Source organism: Lujinxingia sediminis (assembly GCF_004005565.1).
GTDB lineage: Bacteria > Myxococcota_A > Bradymonadia > Bradymonadales > Bradymonadaceae > Lujinxingia > Lujinxingia sediminis.
Map to the genome: position 1 here is coordinate 1,238,674 of NZ_SADD01000001.1, position 23,307 is coordinate 1,261,980.

The 23,307-nt window shown below is 60.3% G+C and carries 16 protein-coding genes and 2 pseudogenes; 9 read left to right on the forward strand and 9 right to left on the reverse strand.

Annotation, left to right across the window (positions count from 1 at the left end):
- Window positions 1-212 precede the first annotated feature (212 nt).
- Window positions 213-8,936 carry a PPC domain-containing protein gene (locus EA187_RS05060; RefSeq protein WP_127779386.1) on the forward strand — a complete coding sequence of 2,908 codons (8,724 nt, stop codon included), beginning with the start codon at window positions 213-215 and terminating at the stop codon, window positions 8,934-8,936.
- A 308-nt stretch (window positions 8,937-9,244) separates the two neighbouring features.
- Here the strand turns inward: EA187_RS05060 and EA187_RS05065 are convergent, their stop codons facing one another.
- Together EA187_RS05065 and EA187_RS21125 are read right to left on the reverse strand one after the other, a co-directional pair.
- Window positions 9,245-9,487 (reverse strand): hypothetical protein, encoded by a 243-nt coding sequence (locus tag EA187_RS05065; protein ID WP_115602603.1) that lies wholly within the window; start codon window positions 9,485-9,487, stop codon window positions 9,245-9,247.
- Window positions 9,484-10,011: pseudogene (locus EA187_RS21125) on the reverse strand (Hint domain-containing protein); the annotation flags it as partial. The gene EA187_RS05065 and the pseudogene EA187_RS21125, both read right to left, overlap by 4 nt.
- Window positions 10,012-10,177: 166 nt before the next feature.
- On the opposite strand from EA187_RS21125, the gene EA187_RS05075 reads away from it, so the two are divergent.
- On the forward strand, window positions 10,178-10,462 hold the full coding sequence (locus EA187_RS05075; RefSeq protein WP_164856007.1) for a PPC domain-containing protein: 285 nt from the start codon (window positions 10,178-10,180) through the stop codon (window positions 10,460-10,462).
- Between the two features lie 654 nt (window positions 10,463-11,116).
- Here the strand turns inward: EA187_RS05075 and EA187_RS21130 are convergent.
- Entirely contained in the window at window positions 11,117-11,776 is a 660-nt protein-coding gene (locus tag EA187_RS21130; protein ID WP_115602599.1) for a Hint domain-containing protein, read from the reverse strand.
- Window positions 11,777-11,870: 94 nt separating this feature from the next.
- Between EA187_RS21130 and EA187_RS21190 the strand changes: the two genes are divergently transcribed.
- On the forward strand, window positions 11,871-12,092 hold the full coding sequence (locus tag EA187_RS21190; protein WP_488226191.1) for a hypothetical protein: 222 nt from the start codon (window positions 11,871-11,873) through the stop codon (window positions 12,090-12,092).
- 1,138 nt (window positions 12,093-13,230) lie between these two features.
- Here EA187_RS21190 and EA187_RS05090 read toward each other — a convergent pair.
- Window positions 13,231-13,518: pseudogene (locus tag EA187_RS05090) on the reverse strand (Hint domain-containing protein); the annotation flags it as partial.
- A 435-nt stretch (window positions 13,519-13,953) separates the two neighbouring features.
- Between EA187_RS05090 and EA187_RS20590 the strand changes: the two are divergent.
- Both EA187_RS20590 and EA187_RS05100 read left to right on the forward strand, forming a co-directional pair.
- Window positions 13,954-14,115: a hypothetical protein gene (locus tag EA187_RS20590; RefSeq protein WP_206524189.1), complete on the forward strand. Its 162-nt coding sequence runs from the start codon at window positions 13,954-13,956 to the stop codon at window positions 14,113-14,115.
- Window positions 14,115-14,966, forward strand: a complete 852-nt coding sequence (locus tag EA187_RS05100; RefSeq protein WP_115602596.1) for an IS3 family transposase — start codon at window positions 14,115-14,117, stop codon at window positions 14,964-14,966. The genes EA187_RS20590 and EA187_RS05100 overlap by 1 nt, the downstream gene beginning before the upstream one ends.
- A 32-nt stretch (window positions 14,967-14,998) precedes the next feature.
- On the opposite strand, the gene EA187_RS05105 is transcribed toward EA187_RS05100, so the two are convergent.
- The 4 genes from EA187_RS05105 to EA187_RS20925 form a co-directional block, all read right to left on the reverse strand.
- Window positions 14,999-16,438 (reverse strand): IS4 family transposase, encoded by a 1,440-nt coding sequence (locus EA187_RS05105; RefSeq protein ID WP_164856009.1) that lies wholly within the window; start codon window positions 16,436-16,438, stop codon window positions 14,999-15,001.
- 363 nt (window positions 16,439-16,801) lie between these two features.
- Window positions 16,802-17,383 carry a hypothetical protein gene (locus EA187_RS05110; protein ID WP_127779387.1) on the reverse strand — a complete coding sequence of 194 codons (582 nt, stop codon included), beginning with the start codon at window positions 17,381-17,383 and terminating at the stop codon, window positions 16,802-16,804.
- Between the two features lie 19 nt (window positions 17,384-17,402).
- The gene (locus EA187_RS21135; RefSeq protein WP_115602593.1) at window positions 17,403-17,786 is read right to left on the reverse strand and encodes a polymorphic toxin type 28 domain-containing protein; all 384 of its coding nucleotides are present in this window, start codon (window positions 17,784-17,786) and stop codon (window positions 17,403-17,405) included.
- Window positions 17,783-17,917 (reverse strand): hypothetical protein, encoded by a 135-nt coding sequence (locus EA187_RS20925; RefSeq protein ID WP_283808534.1) that lies wholly within the window; start codon window positions 17,915-17,917, stop codon window positions 17,783-17,785. The genes EA187_RS21135 and EA187_RS20925 overlap by 4 nt, the downstream gene beginning before the upstream one ends.
- A 525-nt stretch (window positions 17,918-18,442) precedes the next feature.
- On the opposite strand from EA187_RS20925, the gene EA187_RS05120 reads away from it, so the two are divergent.
- Together EA187_RS05120 and EA187_RS05125 are read left to right on the forward strand one after the other, a co-directional pair.
- Window positions 18,443-18,640 (forward strand): ChaB family protein, encoded by a 198-nt coding sequence (locus EA187_RS05120; protein WP_115602592.1) that lies wholly within the window; start codon window positions 18,443-18,445, stop codon window positions 18,638-18,640.
- Between the two features lie 152 nt (window positions 18,641-18,792).
- Complete coding sequence (locus EA187_RS05125; protein WP_115602591.1) at window positions 18,793-19,620, forward strand: metallophosphoesterase; 828 nt, start codon at window positions 18,793-18,795, stop codon at window positions 19,618-19,620.
- A gap of 241 nt (window positions 19,621-19,861) precedes the next feature.
- On the opposite strand, the gene EA187_RS05130 is transcribed toward EA187_RS05125, so the two are convergent.
- Entirely contained in the window at window positions 19,862-20,362 is a 501-nt protein-coding gene (locus tag EA187_RS05130) for a HugZ family pyridoxamine 5'-phosphate oxidase (protein ID WP_115602590.1), read from the reverse strand.
- 456 nt (window positions 20,363-20,818) lie between these two features.
- Between EA187_RS05130 and EA187_RS05135 the strand changes: the two genes are divergently transcribed.
- Together EA187_RS05135 and EA187_RS05140 are read left to right on the forward strand one after the other, a co-directional pair.
- Complete coding sequence (locus tag EA187_RS05135) at window positions 20,819-22,096, forward strand: TPM domain-containing protein (protein ID WP_283808537.1); 1,278 nt, start codon at window positions 20,819-20,821, stop codon at window positions 22,094-22,096.
- Window positions 22,097-22,370: 274 nt separating this feature from the next.
- Entirely contained in the window at window positions 22,371-23,273 is a 903-nt protein-coding gene (locus EA187_RS05140; RefSeq protein ID WP_115602588.1) for a 1,4-dihydroxy-2-naphthoyl-CoA synthase, read from the forward strand.
- The last annotated feature ends 34 nt before the right edge of the window (window positions 23,274-23,307 follow it).

Sequence of the window (23,307 nt, forward strand, 5' to 3'; positions counted from 1 at the left end):
CTCTCTCGGTCCGGCGATTGCGCTATTTCTGTAAAATTGCAGTCATCCTGCAATGCTCTTGACAGGGATATTCAATTTCCCCATCGTACTCGATGCGACATATTCCCGCTAACATAGCGAAAGTTAAGTGTTTCACAGGCTCACTGGCGAGCAATCTCGACATTGCTCCCCATTATGTGGTCACAGGCGCACCCTAGACGTGAGGAGTCATCATGCAGCGGCCCCCCCTTCGAAACTGGACCCCGGATGCGCAGGATCTGCGCCGGTGGTTCACGATCGTGATGTTGAGCAGTTTGACGCTCTTTGCGGCGGCCTGCGGCCCCGATGACGATCCTCCGGTGACCAACCTCTGCGAAGACGTGACCTGTGAGCGGGGCGTCTGCGAGGCCGGGGAGTGTGTCAACGCCGGCGAATGCGCCATCGACGAAGACTGCGTCGATGGCTTTTTCTGTGGCGACGACAGCGTCTGCCAGGAAGCCAGCTGCGAGGACGTGACCTGCGATCGCGGTCAGTGCTCCGAGGCCACCGGCCGCTGCGAAAACGCCCCGGCCTGTGCCATCTCCACCCAGGGAGAAGACTGCCTTGAGGGCTTCGTCTGCGCCGAAAACATCTGCATCACCGAAGAAGCCTTCTGCGACGAACTCGCCTGTGACGATGGCCGCGGGGTCTGCTCGGTCGATGAGCGCGCCTGCGTGAACGCCGAGAACTGTGAAGGCTCCGACCAGAAGTGCGCCGACGGGTTCTTCTGCGCCGCCGACAACACCTGCCAGGCCAACCTCTGTGATGACAACGACGAGTGTGCCCGCGGCGTCTGTGACCCCGCCAGCGGCCAATGCGTCGACCCGGAAGTCTGCGCCGAGATCAATGACTGCACCGACGGCTCCTACTGCGTGGCGGGCAGCTGCCAGCCCGAAGCCGACGCCTGTGCTGCCTGCGAAGGCAACCAGATCTGCAACTACGACGCTGACGCGCTCAGCGTGAGCTGCGAAGAGAACCCGGCCGGCTGCTCCAGCGCCTTTGACTGCGCCGGTGACCGCGCCTGCCAGGGCGGCGTCTGTGTCGACCCGGTGGCCTGCGTGCCCGACGCCTTTGAGCCGAACGACGACGCCGCCAGCGCCACCGAGCTGGCCCAGACCGAAGAGGGTATGACCTCCGCCGGCATCTGCCCGGCCGATGTCGACGTCTTTACCTTCAACACCCTGGGACGCGGCCTCGTGCGTGGCACGCTCGTGGTGGATGTGCGCACCGTCTCCGAAGATCGCGGCCTGGGCCAGCTCGAAGTCGCCATCTTCGGCGTCGACGGCGCTGAGCTCAGCCGCCAGACCACCAATGAGGTCGGCGTGGCCTCCTTCGCTCGCCTGCGCAACGCCGCCCAGATGGGCGTGCACCGCATCGAAGTTCGCGACGCCGGCGAGGTCCGCGATCCGGGTGTTCGCTACGAGATCGTGGCCGATGTGGTGCCCGAAGCCGTCGCCAACGTCTGCGCGGCCGCCGTCCTGCTCGAAGACGGCGACACCGCCAGCGGCGACACCTCCGACAGCACCAGCTTCCAGATCCAGCCCAGCTGCGCCGAAGACGGCAGCACCGCTGGCGAGCGCGTCTTCACCTTCGAGGTCGAAGAGCGCAGCCGCGTCGAGCTCAACCTTCGCCCCTCCTCCGAGGTCGAACTGACCCTCTCGCTGCGCACAACCTGCGAGTCCGCGTTCAGCGAGCAGGCCTGCCAGTTCACCCCCGGCGCCGGCGTCATCCAGCGCATCCGCCAGACGCTCGCCCCCGGCACCTACTTCGCCGTGGTCAAGGGCCCGGCCAACAACACCGGCGGCAACTTCAACATCGACCTGAGCATCGACCCGCTCATCTGCTCCCCCGGCGTCGCTGTCTGCCTGACCGAAGGCGTCTCCCGGGTGTGCAACGCCCAGGGCACCGGCTTTGAAGAAGAAACCTGCCTCGACGGCTGTGTGGCCGAGAGCGGTCTGTGCGAGCGTCCCGACGGCGACACCTGCCTCAACCCCATCGACGCCTCCGGCGACTTCTCCGGCATCATTGACTGGGGTGTCTACGAGGACGAAGTCAGCCTGGATGGCGGCGATGTCCAGGCCGGCGAGAGCTGCCTCAGTGTCTCGGAGAGCTCGCGCACCTTTGGTCCGGAGGTCGTCTACTCGGTGACCCTCCCGGCCGGGCACGCGCTGCAGGCCAACCTCATCACCACCAGCGACCACGCCGCCCTGCTCGTCCTCGACGACTGCGCCGACGCCGACCTGAGCTGCCTTGAGGCCCAGACCACCGCCACCGAGCTTTTCGACGGCCGTTTTGAGCAAGAGCTGGTCTACACCAACGAGACCACCGGCCCTCAGAACCTGCTGGTCGTCGCCTCGTCGTCGACCACGCCCACCGGCGATGCGGAGATTCGCATCACCTCGGGTGAGGTTGTGTGCACGCCTGAAGCCACCGCATGTGATGGCGACGCATTTATGCGCTGCAACGCTTCCGGCACCCAACTGGAAACCGTGCGCGAATGCAACTTCGGCTGCAACCCGGACGCCCTCCTCAAGGAAGCCACCGAAACCGAACCCGAAGAACGTGGTCCCGCCTGCAACCTGGGCACCAACCAGGTCTGCCGCAACGCCATCGACATTCTCAATGAAGGCGGCAGCTTCCAGGGCGAGATTCTCGACTACACCAACGACCTCGACCCGGACAGCAGCGCCAACCCCAAAGGCTGCACCGGCGGGCGAGCTCGAGGTGGCGACGCGACCTTCTTTGTGGACGCCTCCGCCGGTGATGTGATCACCGCGCAACTCAGCACGGAGTTCGACGCCGCGTTGTGGATCACCACCGATTGCAGCCGCGCCGCCGAGCGTTGCCTCGCTGGCACCGACTCCGGCGTTGCGGTTGACGAGTTCATTCAGCTCACCGTCCCCCGAGATGGCCGCTACTTCATCATCGTCGATTCCGATGAAGACCAGGCCGGCACCTTCGAACTCGACGTTTCCCTGGCCCTGCCCACCTGCACCCCTGGCACCCTTCTGGGCTGCGTCGACACCGACACCCTGGCCTACTGCGGCCCCGAAGGCGCCCCGGCCAACTTCGAATGCGCCGGGGGTTGCACCGGCTCCACCTGCAACTCACCGCGCGGCGAAGCCTGCTTCGATGCCATCCCGGCGGTCGACGGTGACGTATTTGCCGGCTCGTTCAACGGCCGCTCCAACACCCTGGAAATCCCCGGCGAAGTCCTCGGTGCCTGCGACTTCTCCAACCCCCTTGGCGGCTACCAGGCGGGTGATCCGGTGCTGGGTCCCGACGCCATCTACTCGGTTGACCTTCGCGCCGGCCAGGCGCTGGAAGTTTCCGGCGTCAGCAGCGCGTACAGCGGCGTCTACTACATTCTCACCGAATGTGGCGCCGCCGAAAGCTGCTCCGACAACACCCTGCGCGGTGACGAAAACCTCAGCCTGGTGCACTTTGCCGAGCAAGACGAAACCGTCTTTGTCGTGGCCTCCCGTTACAACGCAACGACTACCGCATCCGAAGGCTACGTGCTTGAGTTCAACGTCGTCGATGTGACCTGCACCCGCGGTGAGCGCCGTTGCATGGATAGCCTCACGGCTGAGTACTGCACCGCAGCCGGAGAGTGGAAGAGCTACGAATGCCTCACAGGTTGCAATGACGGCACGTGCGCCAGCGCCCCGGCCGACACCTGCGGAACATCACAGCTTGTCACCGAGACGAGCTCCTTCTCGGGCGATCTTCGTCAGATGAGCAACGCGCTCGAGGTCCCGCCCTCCGCGCAAATCAACGGCTGCTTTGCGGGCGCCTCCTCAAGCGCGCGCGACACCGAAGGCCCCGACGCCTTCTACGAAGTGCGTCTGAGCGCCGGGGAGCGCCTCCACGTCGAGAGCTCCGGGTCTAATCACTTCCTCTACATGCAGGACGCGTGCGGTGTTTATGACAGCTGCATAGCCAGCGCCGGTGACTCAACTGAGTCTACGAACACGCTGGAGCACGTCGCGACGCAAGACGAAACACTCTTTGTCGTGGTGGATACTCAGTTCTCAACGAGCGGTGGCGAGTACGATATCTACTTCGCCATCACCGAGACCAATGCGGGCTGCGCAACAGGCGACGCCTACTGCATGGCCGATGGCGAGACCCTGGCCGTATGCGACAGCAAGGGCGACTACAACGCCTACCGCTGCACCGATGGTTGCACCGACGGGCGCTGTGGCACCCCCGATGCGCGCATCTGCGAAGATGCTGTGATGCTCACCGCCGGTCAGACCTACCGCGGCGATTTCCAGGGCAGCGCGTCGGTGCCGCTCGACCTTGCTGCTCAGGGCCAGTGCGACTTCACCTCGCTGGTCGGCGAAGCCGAAGACTACGGCGACTGGATCACCCGCGTGCACGCTGTCGACGTCCGTCAGGGCGAGCTGCTCACCGCGAAACTGCGCAGCGGCGCCTCCGACTTCTTCATGTACATCACCGGCGAGTGCGGTCAGGGCTCCGCGACCTGCGAAGCGCTCTCCGCTACGGGCTACAGCCCCGAGGTGAGCTACCTGGCCGACCAGGATGAGACGGTCTATGTGGTCGTCTCCCGTGCCAACGACTCCAGCAGCCGCTACTACCTCCTCGATGTCGCCACCCAGACCCCGGGTTGCTCGCCGGGTACCTTGCAGTGCCTGGCCGACGGTCGCACTCTGGGGCGCTGCAACGATGAGGGCGTCTACGACATCTACCCCTGCGACGGCACCTGCTCAGGCGCTGCCTGCGACCAGCCGGTGGGTGATGCCTGCTTCGACGCCATCCCCCTGGTCACCGGCCAGCCCACCACGGGCACCTTCATGGGCACCAACCAGATTGAGCCCGCCGAAGGTCAGGCTGGAAACTGTGAGTTCGCCAACACCTTCGCCGGTCCGGAGACCATCTACAGCATCTTCGTGCCTGCCGGTCAGGCCCTCTCCGTCGAGTTGGATACCCCGGTCTTCGGCGCCTACGTCTACCTTCTGGGTGAGTGTGGTGAGGCCAACTCCTGCGTGGCCCTGGCGCGCACCGATCGCCAGAGCACTACAACCTTTGTGGCGGACCGCGACCGCACCATCTACGTGGTCGTCGACAAGAGCGGTGGCTCCATTGATGAACGTGAGTTCACCCTCACTGCCGACTACCAGACCCCCGAGTGCACCCCGGGCCAACAACGCTGCAGCGCGGACGGCACCTCGTTGCAGATCTGCAACGAGTACAACTTCTTCGAGACCTACGCCTGCAACAGTGGCTCCTGCTCCGCGGGGCGTTGCGAAACTCCCAACGGTCAGAGCTGCCAGGATGCCCTGCCCCTTGTTCTCGGTCAGGAGAGCACGCTTACTCAGGGCTCGGTGAGCTGGATCAACGCGGGCTCGGATGAGTCCGGAGAATGCTCCATCTCGGGCAACGATAATTATGGCGAGGCCTACCGTTACGTCGACCTTGAAGAGGGAGATGTGCTCAATGTTTTCGTCGAGAAAGGCACCGTTTACGGCAGTGAGCTGATGGTACTGGAAGACTGCTTTACAATGGCAAGCTGCCAGGTAAGCGAGTCCCTTAATGGCTCTTCGAACCCTACCTACGGGAACAAAAATCTGCGCTACGTCGCCGATCAGGCCCGCCGCGTTTATGTGGTGCTGGATGATGACGGCAGCTTTGGAGAGCAGACCATCTTCGCCACCGTCACTCCCGCTGAGTGCACCCCTGGCGAGCGTCGCTGCCACGCGGAGAGCGGCAACATCCAGCTCTGCAGTGAGGATGGCATCTTTGAGGACGACTACCAGTGCGACGGGTCCTGCAACGCCGACCTGACCTGCAATCCTCCGAAGGGGGACCGCTGCTTCGACGCGATTCCGCTGCCCGGTGACGGCGTGGCGGTAAGCGACAACGTCTCCGGCCTCTCCAACGAGATTGGCTTTAGCTCCGGCGCTTATGGTGCCTGCACCTTCGACCACAGTGCCACCAGCGGCTACGACCGTATCTATTCGGTCCAGGCCTCGGGCGGCGATGTGCTGAGGGTGAACTACAGCACCACCGACACCTCGAGCTTCTTCTACGTGCTCAGCGAGTGCGGCCAGATCGAGAGCTGCATGGCCAACGGTCACTTCCGCGCCGGTGCGAAAGACGTCTTCATTCCCATCACCGAAGACGGCACCTATTACATCGTGGCCGACCGTCAGTCCTCCTCGACGAGCACCAACTACACCCTTGAGGTTGAGGTCATGCAGCCCGACTGCATCGCCACCGGCATCACCCGCTGCACCCCGGACGGAACCGGCGTTGAGTACTGCAACGCGTACGGAGTGCTCGAAGTCACCGACTGCCAGGGCCAGTGCGTCAACGACCGCTGCGAAGTCCCCATGGGCGGAACCTGTGGTGATGCCATTGCCGTGGTCCCCGGCCAGGTCTACACCGGAGACTTCAACGGCCAGAACAACCTGGGCGCCTACAACACGGCGAGCACCGGGGTCTGTGAGTTCTCCTCGTCCAACGAAACCCACGGTGCGGACACCTTCTACGAGGTCAGCCTGCGCGCCGGCGACGTGATGCTGGTGAACTTCACCTCCAACGCCTCCGAAGGCATGGCCTACCTGGTCGAAGACTGCCGCGACATCGGCACCTGCCTTGCGCAGGGCGTCTCGTCGGGTACGTCCAGCACCCCACGCGGCTTTGAGTACATCGCCGAAGAAGACAAGACCGTCTTCATCGTCGTCGACCGCCGCGCCACGAGCCTGAGCACGAGCACCTACGAGCTCAGCGTGGAGCTCACCGCGCTCAACTCCTGCACCCCGGGCGCGACGAGCTGCTCGGCCGACGGAAGCGCGATTGAGTACTGCGACGATCGCGGCATCCTTCGCTCCTACGCCTGCGCCGAGGGTTGCGTCGCCGGGCAGTGCTCGCCGCCGGAAGGCGACCTCTGCTTCGACGCCATCCCGGTGACCAGCGGCGAGACTGTGGCTCATGAGCTTGCCGGAGCCTCCAACTCCTTTGAGTTTAGCGCGAACTCAAGCTGCTACCTCTCGGAGCGTTATGCGCCGATTGGCCCGGACCGCGTCTACAGCATCGAGCTCACCGCCGGCGACCGTCTGGACGTGGACTTTGAGACCTCCTCGTCCTTCAACGCCGACAACATCCTGATGTACGTGCTCGATAGCTGCACCGGTCAGGTCGACGCCACCTGCCGCACCGCGGCCTTTGGCAACTGGGATCTCTCCTTTGTCGCCGACCAGTCGCAGACCTACTACGTGGTCGTCGATGAGCTGCGCTCCAGCCCCTCGTCCACCTCGCGTACGCTGACCTTCAACGTAACGCCGGCGCAAAATGGCGAGGTCTGCCTGCCCGGAGAGTCGCGTTGTGAGGGTGGCACCGTGAGCATCTGCAACGCTCAAGGCACCGGCTTTGATACCCAGGCCACCTGTGAGTTTGGCTGCGAGCGTGACTTCTGCGCGGGCCCGGCCCAGCCCAACAACACCTGCGCCGACGCCCTGCTTATCAGCGGTCCGACGGTCATTTACGATGACTTCAGCGAGTTCGAGAATGACTACGGCAGCTCCACCAACCGCTGCGGCAGCTCCTCGGCCTTTGGTCGCGATGCGGTCTACCGCTTGGAGATGGACCCGGGTCAGATCGTGCGTGTGCGGGCTCGCTCGACGCGCAACACGAACGAGCCGCAAGTCTCGATCGTCGAAGATTGCGAGAATATGGAGGCGTGCCTTGCCAACGATCGCAACGAGCCCGACGCGTTCGTCGAGTTCTTCTCGGCCACCGGCGGCATCTACTACGCCGTGGTCGACGGGTCTTCGAGCACGCAGGAGATGTACATCGTCGAGTTCGACTTCGATGTGGCCGAATGTGTGCCTGGCGAGCAGGTCTGTCTCGATGAGACGACGCTGCAGTTCTGCACCGAGACGGGCGTCTACGAGACCTTCGACTGCCCCCTGGGTTGCGCGAGTGACGCGTGCAACCGTCCGGCCAACAACACCTGTGAGGGCGCGCTCGATGTGAACGAGGGCATCGAAATCACCGTGGATATGGATGACTTCACCCGTGACTACGACCCCGACCTGGGCAGCGGCCTCTCCTGCGCCAGACGTCAGGGCACCGGCCCCGACATGATCTATTACGTCGACGCGGTGAAGAACGATGTCATCACCGCCTCGATGACCACCGACGAGTTCGAGAAGTTGGTGTGGATCACCACGGACTGCTCCGAGAGCGCAACGATGGCCAATGCATGCGTGGCCGGCACGGTCGCCAGCTCCTACAGCGACACCGCCACATTGACCTACCGCGTCCCCACGGCCGGTCGTTACTTCATCGTGATGGATTCCTACGACTCGACGTTCAATGAGGTCACGGGCACGGCCGACATCGCCATCAGCGTTGAACGCGCGGCTTGCCTGCCCACCGAAGGCTTCTGCGACGTGGATGGCAACCTCAACTTCTGCGCGGCCGACGGCTCTGGCTTCATCACCCAGACCTGCGCTTCCGGCTGCGCCGACGGGGCCTGCACCCCGCCGGTGGGCAACGTCTGCCCCGACGCCGTACCGCTGACCAGCGGCGTGGCGTACGTCGGTGATTTCGCCAACTACACCAACCACTTCGACCCGGGCTACGAAGGCTGCACGGGCTTCGACGCCCCCGGCCCCGACGCCGCCTTCTCCATCGCCCTGGCCGCCGGTGAAACGGTGACCGCGACGGTGAGCAACGTCGCCAACGCCACCAACGACATGGCCCTCTACCTCATCAGCGATTGTGGCGATGAGCGCGCCTCCTGCCAGGCCGGCTCCGACCTGCCCGGCGAAGGCGCGGAGAGCGTGACGTTCACGGCCACCGAAGCCGGCACCTACTACCTGGTGACGGATTCCTGGACGGAAGGCGTCACGGGTCAGTTCGAGATCACCGCGACGGTGAACTAAAGGTTGGTACCCTCCCCTGCCGCATGAAGGCGTGTGGTGGGGGAGGTTTTGAGTGTTAACGTGTGGTGTAGCAAGATTGTGAGTGACAGCGGTCTATTGAAGTAAAAAAGCCCGATCCCTGTGAGGGGGTCGGGCTTTTTGTTGTCTTAGTGAAAGAGTGCGAGGCTGATATGTGACGTGTCACGCGAATAGGATGCCAGGCCATCTTTGTTGGCTTGCGGTTACGTGCACGCAACACTTGCACGAATGCACTCTGGCGATTTAGCGCCTTTTGCTCAAAAGTTTATATATTAAGCGCAGCCGTTTCGTCATTGGGGTGGTTTGATGAATTTCAAATCAATGTTTACGTTTTCGGGGCTATCGAGAACCGTCGCGACTGCATTTTCCCAATCACGCCAGATGGCCGGATCTGCTGTTTCCCCGTCCGCCAAGAGGCTCATACTTCCGAGTAAGGCGCCAAGAGTGTCAGATCGAGTCCGTTGGTAAATGTCATCAAGAAACACATACATCGCTTTATAAGCCTGCTTTGAGGTAAGATTTGTGGCAGTCATCTGGAGCTCCTTGATAGCCCGGTCTCGGGGTTAAAAGTTCTAGGCGTGTCATTTCTACCACCGTTTTGGACTACACCGTTTCGAGACGATACCCAAACCTGAGTATTGTCATCCAACGTGCGAGCTGACCACAGGTTGCCAAATCGGTCCGTTCCTAAAGTTGTAGAAGGGTCATCAGCCACATCAATCAATAAACGACGATTCGCGGGCGTGTCGGCGAGATGTCCGGGATCATTACGAAAGATATGTTTAATTTGGCTTTGGTCGCCTGGGAATCGGCAAGTATTATGCACCAACACCCCGGGACTTCCCCGCGGCGAGCTCACATAGTAGTTGTGGGCACCCTCGACCTCAAAGTTAAAAACCTCGAAGCTGCCCTGGCGCCGCTCCGAGCCCACCACGCGGGCCAGGCTACCGTCGGTGGTGCGCAGCGCCGTCCCGGCCTCAAGCTCCCCCATCGCCACATACTCGCCGCGCGCCGGTACGAAGAAGGGATGCTCGGGGGTGCCCGAGATGGTGTTGGTTTCGGAAGTGCCGGCGGTGGGGGCGTGAGCGACTCGGAGGTCGGTAAACCCAGCGGTCTCGTGTTCAGGGGAAACCGAAGGTGATCACCCTCACTTAGAGGACGGATCGGTTCAGCTCCTATCCGGCCTCGACGCCCCCGGCCCCGACGCCGACGCCATCTTCTCCGTGGTGCTGGCTGCCGGCAAAATTCTCACCGCGACAGTGAACAACCTCGCCGACGCCACTAACGACATGGCCCTCTACCTCATCAGCGATTGTGGTGATGAGCGCGCCTCCTGCCGGGCCGGCCCCGACCTGCCCGGCGAAGGCGCGGAGAGCGTGACGTTCACGGCCACCGAAGCCGGCGCTTACCTACGACCTGGTGACGGATTTCTGGACGGAAGGCGTCACGGGTCAGTTCAAGATCTCGGCGACGGTGAACTGAAGGTGGTGCCCTCCCCCGCCGCATGAAGGCGTGTGGTGGGGGAGGTTTGGTGGAGAAGGCGAGTGGTGGAGGAATTGTATGTTTGAGGCAAAAAGACTGCGAGTGACTGTAGAAGTTGGGAAAGACTGTGAGTGAGGGCGGTCTATTGAAGCAAAAAAGCCCTACCCCTGTAAGAGGGTCGAGCTCTTTACACTTTGTGTCGCGACACGCCATGCTCATAGCGGAAAATGCTTACCTTATATGCAGACATATAAAACCGCAGACCCAGGCCACATAATCTACAAGTCAACCAAGCCATCGAGCCTAAGGATGCTTGCCATTAATAGCCTTCTCGCTTGCAGGAGAGAGTCTATTGAACCCTCCTCAATAAGCTCGCGACACCGTGAGATATCCTCGTCGAGCTCTTGAAAATACATAGATAAATACACACAAACCGAACTAAGCAACGTTAATGTTGGTATAGCAAGGCTCACGCAGGCGAGCGCAAACCTAGCTCCATCAAGAGGCAACCACTCAAGCTGTTTGAACTCAGTAACAAAAAGTCCCGACACAACTTCTGACGCGCACTCGGGCCCGTCATCAATATACACGTTTCGAAGTTCATCCATTGGGTTAACGCTGTGACGTTTACGCAATCCTCGCCCCTTGCTTGATGGAGGTTATGTTTTTTCGCTGCGGCTCTAAATGCAACTACGGATCCACCCAATGCGTAACAACCCGAGTCTCGCCATTGGCCAAAGACACAGTTCTATAGCCGAATGGATTTCCATCAACATTAATGGTGCGATCAAAATTCGTGGGGCTTGGGCCCACCCACCTGCTTCCACAAAAGAATCCAGTTCTTGCACGATCGCCGACTCCAAACTGTTTTGTGAAACACCAGTCGATGATGGCATTATCCCTGATTTGTGCCCGCGATCCCACGCATGAACAGAACTTACTGAGCAATTCCGACCGTTCAGTGTAGTATCGCGAAGACCAGTAGCAACACCGGTTCGCGAATTTCGAGGTGTAAAAGTGCACGTATTATGCACCAACACCCCGGGACGTCCCCGCGACGAGCTCACATAGTAGTTGTGGGCACCCTCGACCTCAAAATTAAAAACCTCGAAGCTGCCCTGGCGCCGCTCCGAACCCACCACGCGGGCCAGGCTGCCGTCGGTGGTGCGCAGCACCGTCCCGGCCTCCAGCTCCCCCATCGCCACATACTCGCCGCGCGCCGGCACGAAGAAGGGATGCTCGGGGGTGCCCGAGATGGTGTTGGTTTCGGAAGTGCCGGCGGTGGAGGCGTGAGCAACTCGGAGGTCGGTAAGCCCAGCGGTCTCGTGTTCAGGGGAAATCGAAGGTGATCACCCTCACTTAGATGACGGATCGGTTCAGCTCCTATCCGGCCTCGACGCCCCCGGCCCCGACGCCGACGCCATCTTCTCCGTGGTGCTGGCTGGCGGCAAAATTCTCACCGCGACAGTGAGCAACCTCGCCGACGCCACTAACGACATGGCCCTCTACCTCGTCAGCGATTGTGGTGATGAGCGCGCCTCCTACCAGGCAGCCTCCGACCTGCCCGGCGAAGGCGCGGAGAGCGTGACGTTCACGGCCACCGAAGCCGGCGCTTACCTACGACCTGGTGACGGATACGTGGATCGAAGGCGTTAGCGGTCAGTTCGAGATCTCGGCGACGGTGAACTGAAGGTGGTGCCCTCCCCTGCCGCATGAAGGCGTGTGGTGGGGGAGGGTTTGGTTGAGAAGGCGAGTGGTGGGGGAATTGTATGCTTAAGGCAAAAAGACTGCGAGTGATTGTAGAATTTGGGAAAGGCTGTGAGTGAGGGCGGTCTATTGAAGTAAAAAAAACCTACCCTTGTGAGAGGGGCGGGCTTTTTCGTAATACTATGCTGAGACACCGTTAGCCAACACAAGTACCGCATAAAATATTAAAACACGTCGCTGTCGCGTCAACATGGCATTATCCGCTCGAAGTGCGAGACCATCCAAGGGTGAGAGGAGATTTCAGGATATAAATCTTCCGCCAGCTCGAGAAACTTGCACATTAGCCTTCTGGCTAGGCCTCTAAAATTTCCTATGTCGACATACTCCTCGGCGACAGTAGGATTCCACAGTGGACTTAATGAGGCTAATCGCCTTCCGGTAATCTTTAACCGACTTTCGAATTTGCTAAACACAAGCGTTCGCTCAACACCTTGCTCGTAAAAATCTAAGACAAAATCCCCCTGACCGCTGTCAACAATCCAACTGTATAGTGAGGGGAGTTGCTCCATAACTACTAGAAGGTCGGTACCAACGTCTACACGCCACCGAGCCTCCCCGAATCCTTGAACGCAAAATGAAACAGTGCCTGCGTCATGTAGCGCATCGCAAATTTCACTAAGTATTGACAAATGGTTGTCGAGATGAGGATCCATAATACGCATCCTCTGATTTTGAAGGCTAATAGGCACAGCCCCTTCTAACGACATTTGAAACATATACACCTCTCTCCACATTGCTTATCCGTAGTGGGATATACACTACGGACCGTTCCTCTACCATTTGGAACGACTATCGCCCTCGTAGTTAAAACGACAGAACCGCCAGGCATCACGACTTGCCCCAGTCCATCTGGAATTGAAACATACGTCGGTTCTATAAGGTCGATAAATTGTGCCTGTTCAAAAATACGTTCGGCCGCTGAGTTGTTGTTTAACCATTGGCCCTGCGGCTCGTTTTCTGATGCGGCTTGAACGACCAATTTGTTGGTTTTCTTTGAGCCAGCGCCATGACGTTCGAACGTATAACCCTAATTGAGTTTACCACGCCAACCAGGAGCACTATCCATCCCGCGAAAACACGTATTATGCACCAACACCCCGGGACTTCCCCGCGGCGAGCTCACATAGTAGTTGTGGGCATCCTCGACCTCAAAATTAAAAACCTCGAAGCTGCCCTGACGCCGCTCCGAACCCACCACGCGGGCCGGGCTGCCGTCGGTGGTACGCAGCATCACCCCGGCCTCAAGCTCCCCCATCGCCACATACTCGCCGCGCGCCGGCACGAAGAAGGGATGTTCGGGGGTGCCCGAGATTGTGGTGGGTTCGGGAGTGCCGGCGGTGGAGGCGTGAGCGACTCGGAGGTCGGTAAGCCCAGCGGTCTCGTGTTCAGGGGAAACCGAAGGTGATCACCCTCACTTAGGGGACGGATCGGTTCAGCTCCTGTCCGGCCTCGACGCCCCCGATATTCTGCCCCCCTGACAATCAAGCCACCCTTACGACAATGGTGCCTGGCCAGACCAAACCTGTCAGAATCGGGTTGGGTGTTGGCCAGGACGTCAGTTGACGAGGGTGAGATGAGCGAAGAGTTGCCGGAAGATATCAAGCGATGGACCTCGAAGCGCCGTACCGCATTGGTGCTGCAGATTATCCGCGGGGAGACGACGGTGAACTAGGCTGCGCGCCAGTACGACCTAAAGCCCAGCGAGATTGAGCAGTGGTACGAGACTTTCCTGGATGCGGGTGAGAATGGGTTGAAGAGCCGCCCGAAGGAAGAGATTGAGCGCAAAGATGCCCAAATCGCGAAGCTGCAGCAGAAGATTGGCGAGCTGGTGACGGACATCGACATCATCAAGGAGGTCCACCACATGGCCAAGCTGGACCCTTTTGGCTCAGGGTGGAGCTCCGAGGATTGATGGAACGTCACCCGGCCGTGAGCGAGCGCAGGTTGTGCGGACTTTTGGCGCTGAACCGCTCGACGGTCTGGCGGCAGAAAAAGGGTGTGAGCCGCCGGGTCGTCAATCTTGAGAAGGAGCGCGAGAAGCGGGAGCTCGTGGAGCGTATGCAGGAGCTCGTCAAAACGTACCCGACCTGGGGCTACCGCCGAATCTGGGCGTGGCTGCGTTTTCGAGACCTGCTTTGCATCAACAAAAAACGCGTGGAACGCCTGATGTGCGAGAATGGCTGGCAGGCCCGCTGCATCGTAAATACGCCTCGCCCGGGTGTGACTCAGTCCATCTCTCAGGCCTCACAACCTGACGAACGCTGGGCGATGGACGCAACGAGTTTGTATTGCGAGCAGGACGGCTGGATTGGCGTAATGGCCGTGATTGACTGCTGCACCCGCGAGATTGTTGGCATCGACGTCGCTCGCCGAGGTCGTGCCGTAGAGGCGCAGCGAGCCCTGGAGAGCGCCTGTTTAAAGCGTTTTGGCCTAATTTACCCGAACGGTGAGTCGCGGCCGGTGCTGCGCAGCGACAATGGCAAGGTCTTCACGTCGAAGTCGTTTACTGGAAGTTGCAAGCAGTATGGCCTGACTCAGGAGTTCATCACGCCGTATACGCCGCAGCAGAACGGGCTGATTGAGCGTTTCTTCCGTTCGCTGAAAGACGAGTGCATCTGGATGACTAACTTCAAGACCTTTGCGCAGGCACAAAAGGCGATTGAAAGCTGGGTCGAGTTCTACAACACCCAGCGCCCCCACCAGGCGCTCGGGTATAAATCACCGGCTGAGTATGGTGCTCAGTTTGGCGAGTTGGTGGCTTGATTTATGGGGGGCACTACAGCTCTCATGATTGATCACATCTCATCCATCATCTGCCTCGCGATCAAAAATCCCTGCTCCAACTCCAGCAGTTGAGCCCAGCCTCGGCCCAGCACCTGCCAGCCCGCAGGGCCATTGTTTTTGATGTGGCCGCCAAGCGAGGCAACCGCCGCCATGATGCGTCCGGCGGTGGCTTTTCGCTTCATGATCTTGGGGCGTTTCATCCTCAAAATCGCAAGCTGTGCGGAGGTGATCCAGCCGCTGGCTTCGACGTCTTCGTGGTTGCGGCCGAGGTAGCGGATCACGAGAAGATTCCAGGCGACCATCGCCTTGACGCTCAACGCGGCAAGCAGCGTTTGAGCGCTTCGATGCTGCAACTTGGAGTAGGCCGCGCCGGTCTTAAGTGCTTTAAAATACTCCTCAATCTGCCAGCGGGCGCGGTACCAATCGACGATTTGCCAGCAGTCCTCGTCGGTGTCGATCGGGCGGTCGGTGACGAGCAGCCAGCGCACCGGATCTTCGCCTTTAGGTGCGCGGATCTCGCTGACCTCGACGACGTTCACACCGAAGCGCGCGGGAGAGTTGGCCGCTGGCAGATTGTCGGGGCGACGAAGCTCCACCCGGGTGGCGCGGATCTTGAGACGAGCGCTGCGGAAACGACGCGCGCGGTGCGACTTGCTGGCCTTGCGTTTGGGCCGGGCGGAGAGCTCTACGGTGCGGATCGATTTCGACCATTCGACCTCCTCGAGAACCGCCTCAAGCGGCGCTTTCTCGCTGCGTTTTGGGCCGGTGGAGACGCTGCGATCGCCAGTCATACGCACCACAAAACCGTAGCCGGAGAACACCATCGGAAAGAGCGTGTTGAAGTCATCGCCCTCGCGATCCATGACGTGAATCACCTCGTCGACGTCTTCGAGACGGGCCTCGGAGGCCTCGACGGCGTCAAGCCATCGGGTCTGTTCATTATCCAGAAGACCGTTCTGCGCGCGCCAGAAATCAAGCGTCTCCTGGTCTTTAATTTGCGAGGCGTGCACGTAGGGGCGACTGGCCACAAGGCCAAGCGGCGCGCGGGTTCCATCGGCGCTCACCGCCAGCGAAGCGTGCCAGAGAAAGCCCTGCTGATTCGCCCGCAGGCGCGCAAGATTCTCCCGAGATGGCTCGTCGTGAATGGCATACGCAAACTCGGTGGTATCGTGTGCGACCAGCACGATTTGCGACGCCTCGCTGCGCCGCGAAGTCTTTTCAAAATGCGGCTCAAGAAGGGTTTGGTGCTCGGCCGCATCGTTGCTCATCAGGCGATAGTACGCCTCAACCTCAGCGTGATTTTCCATCGCATCAGGAACCGATTTATCGGGCTGCGCGGCCAGTCGTCCGGCGATTTTAACAAAACGCTCGTTGCGCCGTTTATCGCCCAGATCTACGTCCTGGAGTTCATCGCTCAACGTCAGATCTGCCATCATCGTGGTCGGTTTCATCGCCCTCGCCTTTCTCATCGGGTCTCATCGCTGTCGTCGGCGGCCAATCGATCAAATCGAGAACGATTGCGCAAGGTGGGGCTGGGAGGATCGTTGGGAGGACTGTGAGCGTGAGTGTTTATGCGGGGTTTAGGAGATGTGGGGGATCATGAGACTACAGCTCGGCGTTGATATATGCGAGATCCACACCCTTCGGAAAAGCCGTGAGTGACTGTAGAAGTTCGGAAAAGCTGTGAGTGACAGCGGTCTATTGAAGTAAATAAGCCCGATCCCTGTGAGGGGGTCGGGCTTTTTCAACAAGGCCAGAATGACGTCATGTTATAATTAAGGCGTCAATCGGGTTCTGGCAAACGAAACAAATTACTATAAAACATCATCACCGTTTTTTAAGCTCTTTACGAACTCTTCGATTCTATCGACAACTTCAGGTCGAACTATCGGCTTTCGCGGAGGGCCTTCAAGCTCTTCCGGGGAAATAGACAGCAAAGATGACAGCACTCTATACGCAGCAACTTGCACCAATCTACTGTCAGAGGCTAGGTACGCTTGAAAGATTTCACATACAAGCTCGACGTCAACAGACTCGCGCAAGTATCCCCCCACAACAGTGATCGCCGTGGCTCTAACTCGCTCGACCTCATCCCATACAACGCCTTTAATTAGCTCCAACGTGAACTGCCGATAACGATCATAATCCTTCCAATACCGCCACACCATCGAAAGCGCGCGCTCAACAAACACAACATTTTTAGAAAACAGAAACTCATCCATGACAGCTCGATGCCTAAACGCCTTCTCAATAGCAAGAATGTACAACCCATTACTAACCTCAAGAGACGAAGGGCTATTCAATAACCTACAAGCAACCCAATCTACCTCTTCTGAGGACAAAGCAGCACCGTCCCACTTGAGCCTATTTACCAAGTCCTGTACTTCGTAAGCCATATCCATACTCGCGGGATCATTATCTCGTTTTTTCAAGCACTGAATTTAACGCGCCTGAATTGCGCAAATAGTTATCCACATTATCGCGAATAGAACTGGCTCGAGATAATGCAACCTCAAGCGCTGCACGCTCGTCAACGCTAGTCCCCGGACATGCTAATCTAGCGTTAACATCCCTAATCGTATTTCCAATACCTTGTCGAGCGTCGGCAACTTCCTGAATGTGATCGAATGGTTGACCGTCAGGCCGACGTGCCACAACCTCCCCACGTGACTCACGGGCTACCGCCTCCAAATGCGAACGGTCTAGTTTGTCAAGATAGTTGTCTGCAGAATAACGGTCTGAAAGTGGAAAACACTGATTATGCACCAACACCCCGGGACTTCCCCGCGGCGAGCTCACATAGTAGTTGTGGCACCCTCGACCTCAAAATTAAAAACCTCGAAGCTGCCCTGGCGCCGCTCCGAGCCCGCCACGCGGGCCAGGCTGCCGTCGGTGGTGCGCAGCACCGTCCCGGCCTCCAGCTCCCCCATCGCCACATACTCGCCGCGCGCCGGCACGAAGAAGGGATGCTCGGGGGGGCCCGAGATTGTGGTGGGTTCGGGAGTGCCGGCGGTTGAGGCGTGAGCGACTCGGAGCGCTTACCTGCCGATCTGGCTGTCGAGATCGCCAACTCAGATGCCCTACCTGCCAGACTGACGTCTCGAGAGCGCCACCTCAGGAGGCTTAACTGCCGATCTGGCTGTCGAGATCGCCAACTCAGATGCCTTACCTGCCAGACTGACATCTCAAGAACGCCAGCTAAGAGTGCTTAGCTCCGGATCTGGATGGCTAGAGCGGCGACGAAGGAGGCTGACCTGCCGCTCTGTCGTGGTGAGTTCGTCTACTGAGAAGGCTTACCGGCCGATGTAGCCGGCCAGATCGCCAACTCAGCCCTCCAAACTCAGGCTGACCGAGCCTCGCCACACCATCTCCAACCGTTGCGACCTTCCCGCTCGCGTCTAGCTTTCGCCCATAGAACTCGCCAGTTTCCGCAACCTCCAGACGAGGAGAACGCGATGCCCTACCAGCGAAACGCAGACCTTCCCAAAAACGTGCGCGATAACCTCCCGAAGCATGGGCAGGAGATTTATCGAAAGGCCTTTAACAGCGCCAGCGAGCAGCACGACGAGGAGAAGCGCGCCCATAAGGTGGCGTGGTCGGCGGTGAAGACGACCTACAAGAAGTCGGAGGGGGAGTGGAAGCGAAAGGACTGAGGCTCCCCCTGGCGGCACCCACTCGATAACTATCATTATGACAACTGACCACCGAGCCCCCTCGCCAAACGACAGCGCCGCACGTAACCTGCTTCCGGCCCGAAGCCCCCTGCCCTCTCCCCTCACCACGCACCTTCTGGTCCTCTCCCTTTATGCCGCTCACTCGTCGCACCTTCCTCAAACAACTCGGTACGCTGGCGCTCGCGACCGGCACTGTAGGCGCAGCCGATCTTCTATGCGTCGAGCCCGGCTGGCTGGAGGTCACCGGCCACCGCGTGCGCGTACCCAACCTCGCCAGGCACCTGCACGGCTACCGCGTCGTGCAGGTGAGCGACGTCCATATGGCGCGATTCGGGGAGCTGCACGAGGCGATGCTCCAGGCCATCGACCGCTTCGACCCCAATCTCATCGCGCTCACAGGTGACATCATTGAGCGCGACAGCAACCTCGAAGATTTCGACACCCTCTGCGACCATCTCATGCGTACGGGTCGCCGCGTGGTGGCCACACTCGGAAACTGGGAGCATCGGGCGAAGTTCGGGGTGGAGGCGATCGCACAGATGTACCGGCGACATCGCATCGAGCTCTACGTCAACGAGCACCTCACCCTTCCCGAGGGCGTCGTGCTCGCCTGCACCGATGACTCGAGCTTTGGTCAGGGCGACATCCTCAAAACCTGCCGAAACCTGCCCGACGGCGCGCTTCGCCTCCTCCTTACCCACGCCCCGGGCATTCTGGAGCCCTACCCTTTGGGTGCGCCGCGATTTGACCTGACGCTTGCCGGCCACACCCACGGCGGCCAGGTGCGTATGTTTGGCATCGCTCCGGTGCGCCCGCCCGGAAGCGGACGCTTTGTCAGCGGCACCTACCAGACTGAGGCTGGTCTGACCTACGTCAGCCGCGGTATCGGCCTGAGCACCCTGCCGATTCGCCTGGGCTGCCGCCCCGAGCTCGCGTGTTTTGAGTTCGTCGAAGCCTGAGAAACTGGCGAACCAGCGTTTGGAACCCGCGCGATGCTCGTATCTCGTCATCAGCGGATGGTGATAGCGATCGATGCTCCCAACGCAGCAGGCGAAAGCGACCGCAACGAGCGGTCGAGGCCAGTGATGCGCTCGAGCCGGCTGTACACCACAGGTGATGCCGCGTCCTGCGCGTTGGAGAAAGCACGACAGCCGCCACGCTTTCCGCGCACATCATTGCACCATCCTGCAGGCACGCATCTCAACCCGCTGTCGATGCGCTGATCTGACGCCATAAAGCGCCCTCAACCCACCCCATCCGCCCGAACCCCGCAATGAAGCGCACGCGCTCTACGCGCAACCTGAAGAAATGAAAGTCGGCAAACCCCACATAGCCTTTCGCCTGCGGATGCACCTCCAGATAGCGCGCACGGAGGTCGTCAATCTCTCCGCCCCCCACGGCCTCGACCTTCCCCTGAAAACTGGCACGACCGCGCTCCAGAAGTTCGCCCTCCCCCTCGCTCGCGGCCACAACCAGGGAGGCCCGACTGTCCGCGCGCAGGTTGCGTGTATGCTCGGCCAGATCGCTCAATAACAAGAGTAGGTCACCGCCCTCAAGCCCGGCCACATCCACCACCGACGCGTAGGGAAACCCCTTCTCTGCGCTCAACGTCGCAAGCACGCCGTGACGCGCGCCACGCAGCACATCTCGGGCCTCCACGGCCAGCTCTTCCAGCCTTCCCGACTCCTTTTCTCTCGTCATCCTTCGACCTCCTGTCGCCCTGCGAATGAGAACCTGACCACCACCATGGAATTCATAAGGAACCGCGAACCTACCCTGCTCAGCCGCAGCGCTCCACTCGCATCCCCCGCGCTCCCTTTACATGGCCTAAAGAAGAACGAAACCACCTGGACCACGATGACGATACACCACAGCGAAAACTAAGGTATCGCCTTAGAGCGTGAGCGCCAGACGCGACCACATTGCCCCTGATCCAGATTCGGCACGAAAGGGTTTATGCGCGCAGCACGACAGCGTTCATCTGTACTTCAGGCGCGGGGACGCACGTCGAGAGCCTTCGTGCAAGAGCATCATCACGCAAGCAATGCTCCACCTCGGTGCGCTCACCGTATGGAAATGCCGTTTACAGGCAGTCAAACTTTCCCGACACTGCCCTCACCTGCTTCCCCTCATTCTCTGCGACTGTAACGGCTGATGATGCGTACACTCTCCTCATGGCTCCTTTTCGCCTTCGCCCTCATATGGGCTGCCCCTGCCCATGCCACGACGATCCTCGACGTCCCTAATCCCCGGGACAGCGGAGCCTGGGTCACAGACCTGGCTGACGTATTGAGCGACGCGGACGAAGAGACCATCAACGTCGCCATCGACGCGATCGAGGAAGAGACCGGCGTCGAGATCGCGCTCGTGACCGTCGATCAGGTCACAGCGCCCTCCACCAAAGACTTCACCACCGGCCTCTTTAACCTGTGGGGCGTGGGGAAATCTGACGCCAATAACGGCCTGCTCATCGTGTTAGTCATGGGCGAGCGACGCCTGGAGATGGAGACGGGCTACGGGCTGGAGTCCGTACTCACCGACGGCTGGCTCGCCACCATGCAGGCCGAGAAGATGGTGCCGCACTTCAAGCAGGAGAACTTCGGCCCGGGACTTGTAAGCGGCGTCAACGCAGTCATCGAACGGCTGCGCGCTTACGCCGAGGAACTTCCTCAAACAGCGGGCGAGGCGCGCCCGAAGTCCACCCTGGTCAGGCTTGCGGACAGCAACTCCGACGGCGCAACGAGAAGCGAAGAGGATCCGCCCACATCCGGCGCCTGGTGCTGTTGCGGGATACTCGTTCTACTTCTCGTGTGGTCCATCGGGCGCCGAAAACGCGCGACACGATGCCCGCACTGCGAGACCAGGCTCGTGCCAATGCCCGACAGCAAGGTCGAAACGATACTCACCAATGCCCAGCGCCTTGAGCGCGCCATCGGATCGCGCCGCTTCACCTTTTTGGAGTGTCCGGGGTGCCAGCACTCCAAAGTCATCTACCAGGACCTGCGCAACTTCAACACCTGCCCGCAATGTGATCGCCGAACGCTCGAGATACGCGTCGAGACCCTCGTCACCGCCACAACCTCCTCACCCGGACGCCGGCGACTCTTTGAAAATTGCCTTAACTGCAACCACAAGTCCCATCACGACGAGACGACTCCCCGCGTGCCTAAAACTACGTCCTCAACCTCCCGCACGGTCATCATCCGTGACGACGATGATGACGATGACGACCGCGGCGGCTTCTTTAGCTCTTCGTCTTCAAGCAGCAGCTCTTCATGGAGCGATAGCAACTCCTCCTCAAGTGACAGCTCATCGTGGAGCGCCGGAAACTCGTCCTCCAGCGGAAGTTCATCGGGCAGCAGCAGGCGCAAGAAGAGCTCGGGATCCTTCGGCGGCGGCAAGTCCGGAGGCGGCGGAGCCGGCTCCAGCTGGTAGCCTCGTGCCATAGCCCCATGAACTCCCTACAAAACGCGACGAGCCGCCACACCTGTGTGAGCGGCTCGTCGTCCATGAGACGTACGCCACACCGCCCGCGAGCGTCCGGAGCATCGGGGAATGCCGAGGTGTTCAAACCGTTTTGAACACGACCGAGATCGTGGTAATCCCTCCTCGATCCGGGCACGCTTGCGTGCCCCCCGATACGACGCCGAGACCCGACAGATGCGCTCGGCCTCTTCTACACATTGACGTTGCCAATGGAGCTGTTGCCATGATCTCCGACATCTTCGATCCCGACGCATGGGCCCCCGTAGAGGGCTTTGATTTTCAGGACATCACCTACCACCGCGCCCTCGACCAGGGCACGGTGCGTGTGGCCTTCAACCGACCGGAGATCCGCAACGCATTTCGGCCCCAGACCGTCGATGAACTCTTTACTGCCCTCGAACACGCCCGTCAGTCGGCCGATGTTGGCTGCGTGCTCATCACCGGAAACGGTCCCTCGCCAAAAGACGGCGGCTGGGCGTTTTGCTCCGGCGGCGATCAGGCCGTACGCGGCAAAGATGGCTACCAGTACGCCGGCCGCGAACTCGCCGATGACCCCGTCGCCCGCGCAAGATTGGGGCGTCTGCATATCCTGGAAGTGCAGCGTCTGATTCGCTTCATGCCCAAAGTCGTCATCGCTGTGGTGCCCGGCTGGGCGGTCGGCGGCGGCCACAGCCTGCATGTCGTCTGCGACATGACCATCGCCAGCAAAGAGCACGCCCTTTTCAAGCAGACCGACCCGGACGTCGCCAGCTTCGACGGTGGTTACGGCTCCGCACTCCTTGCGCGCCAGATCGGCCAGAAGCGCGCTCGTGAGATCTTCTTCCTCGGCCTCAACTACAGCGCCGATGAAGCCTTCCAGATGGGCATGGTCAACGAAGTCGTGCCCCATGCCGACCTGGAAAAACGCGCCCTGGAGTACGGAAAGCTCATCAACTCCAAGAGCCCCACTGCCATGCGCATGCTCAAGTACGCCTTCAACCTCCCCGACGAAGGCCTCGTCGGACAGCAGCTCTTCGCCGGCGAAGCCACCCGACTCGCCTACGGCACCGAAGAGGCGCAGGAGGGACGAGATGCGTTTTTGGAGAAGCGTCCCCAGGATTATTCGAAGTTTCCCTGGCACTTCTGAGGTTCGCGGGCGCCCTTGCGCGCCCGCTGCTGTA

Bases quoted from the DNA above. Each gene is read 5' to 3' on its own strand.
- EA187_RS05060 (WP_127779386.1), top strand. From the start codon at position 213: ATGCAGCGGCCCCCCCTTCGAAACTGGACCCCGGATGCGCAGGATCTG.
- EA187_RS05100 (WP_115602596.1), top strand. From the start codon at position 14,115: ATGGAACGTCACCCGGCCGTGAGCGAGCGCAGGTTGTGCGGACTTTTG.
- EA187_RS05130 (WP_115602590.1), bottom strand. From the start codon at position 20,362: ATGACGAGAGAAAAGGAGTCGGGAAGGCTGGAAGAGCTGGCCGTGGAG.
- EA187_RS05105 (WP_164856009.1), bottom strand. From the start codon at position 16,438: ATGAAACCGACCACGATGATGGCAGATCTGACGTTGAGCGATGAACTC.
- EA187_RS05065 (WP_115602603.1), bottom strand. From the start codon at position 9,487: ATGACTGCCACAAATCTTACCTCAAAGCAGGCTTATAAAGCGATGTAT.
- EA187_RS05135 (WP_283808537.1), top strand. From the start codon at position 20,819: ATGCGTACACTCTCCTCATGGCTCCTTTTCGCCTTCGCCCTCATATGG.
- EA187_RS05140 (WP_115602588.1), top strand. From the start codon at position 22,371: ATGATCTCCGACATCTTCGATCCCGACGCATGGGCCCCCGTAGAGGGC.
- EA187_RS20925 (WP_283808534.1), bottom strand. From the start codon at position 17,917: ATGGGGGAGCTGGAGGCCGGGACGGTGCTGCGCACCACCGACGGCAGC.
- EA187_RS05120 (WP_115602592.1), top strand. From the start codon at position 18,443: ATGCCCTACCAGCGAAACGCAGACCTTCCCAAAAACGTGCGCGATAAC.
- EA187_RS05125 (WP_115602591.1), top strand. From the start codon at position 18,793: ATGCCGCTCACTCGTCGCACCTTCCTCAAACAACTCGGTACGCTGGCG.
- EA187_RS05110 (WP_127779387.1), bottom strand. From the start codon at position 17,383: ATGGCTTACGAAGTACAGGACTTGGTAAATAGGCTCAAGTGGGACGGT.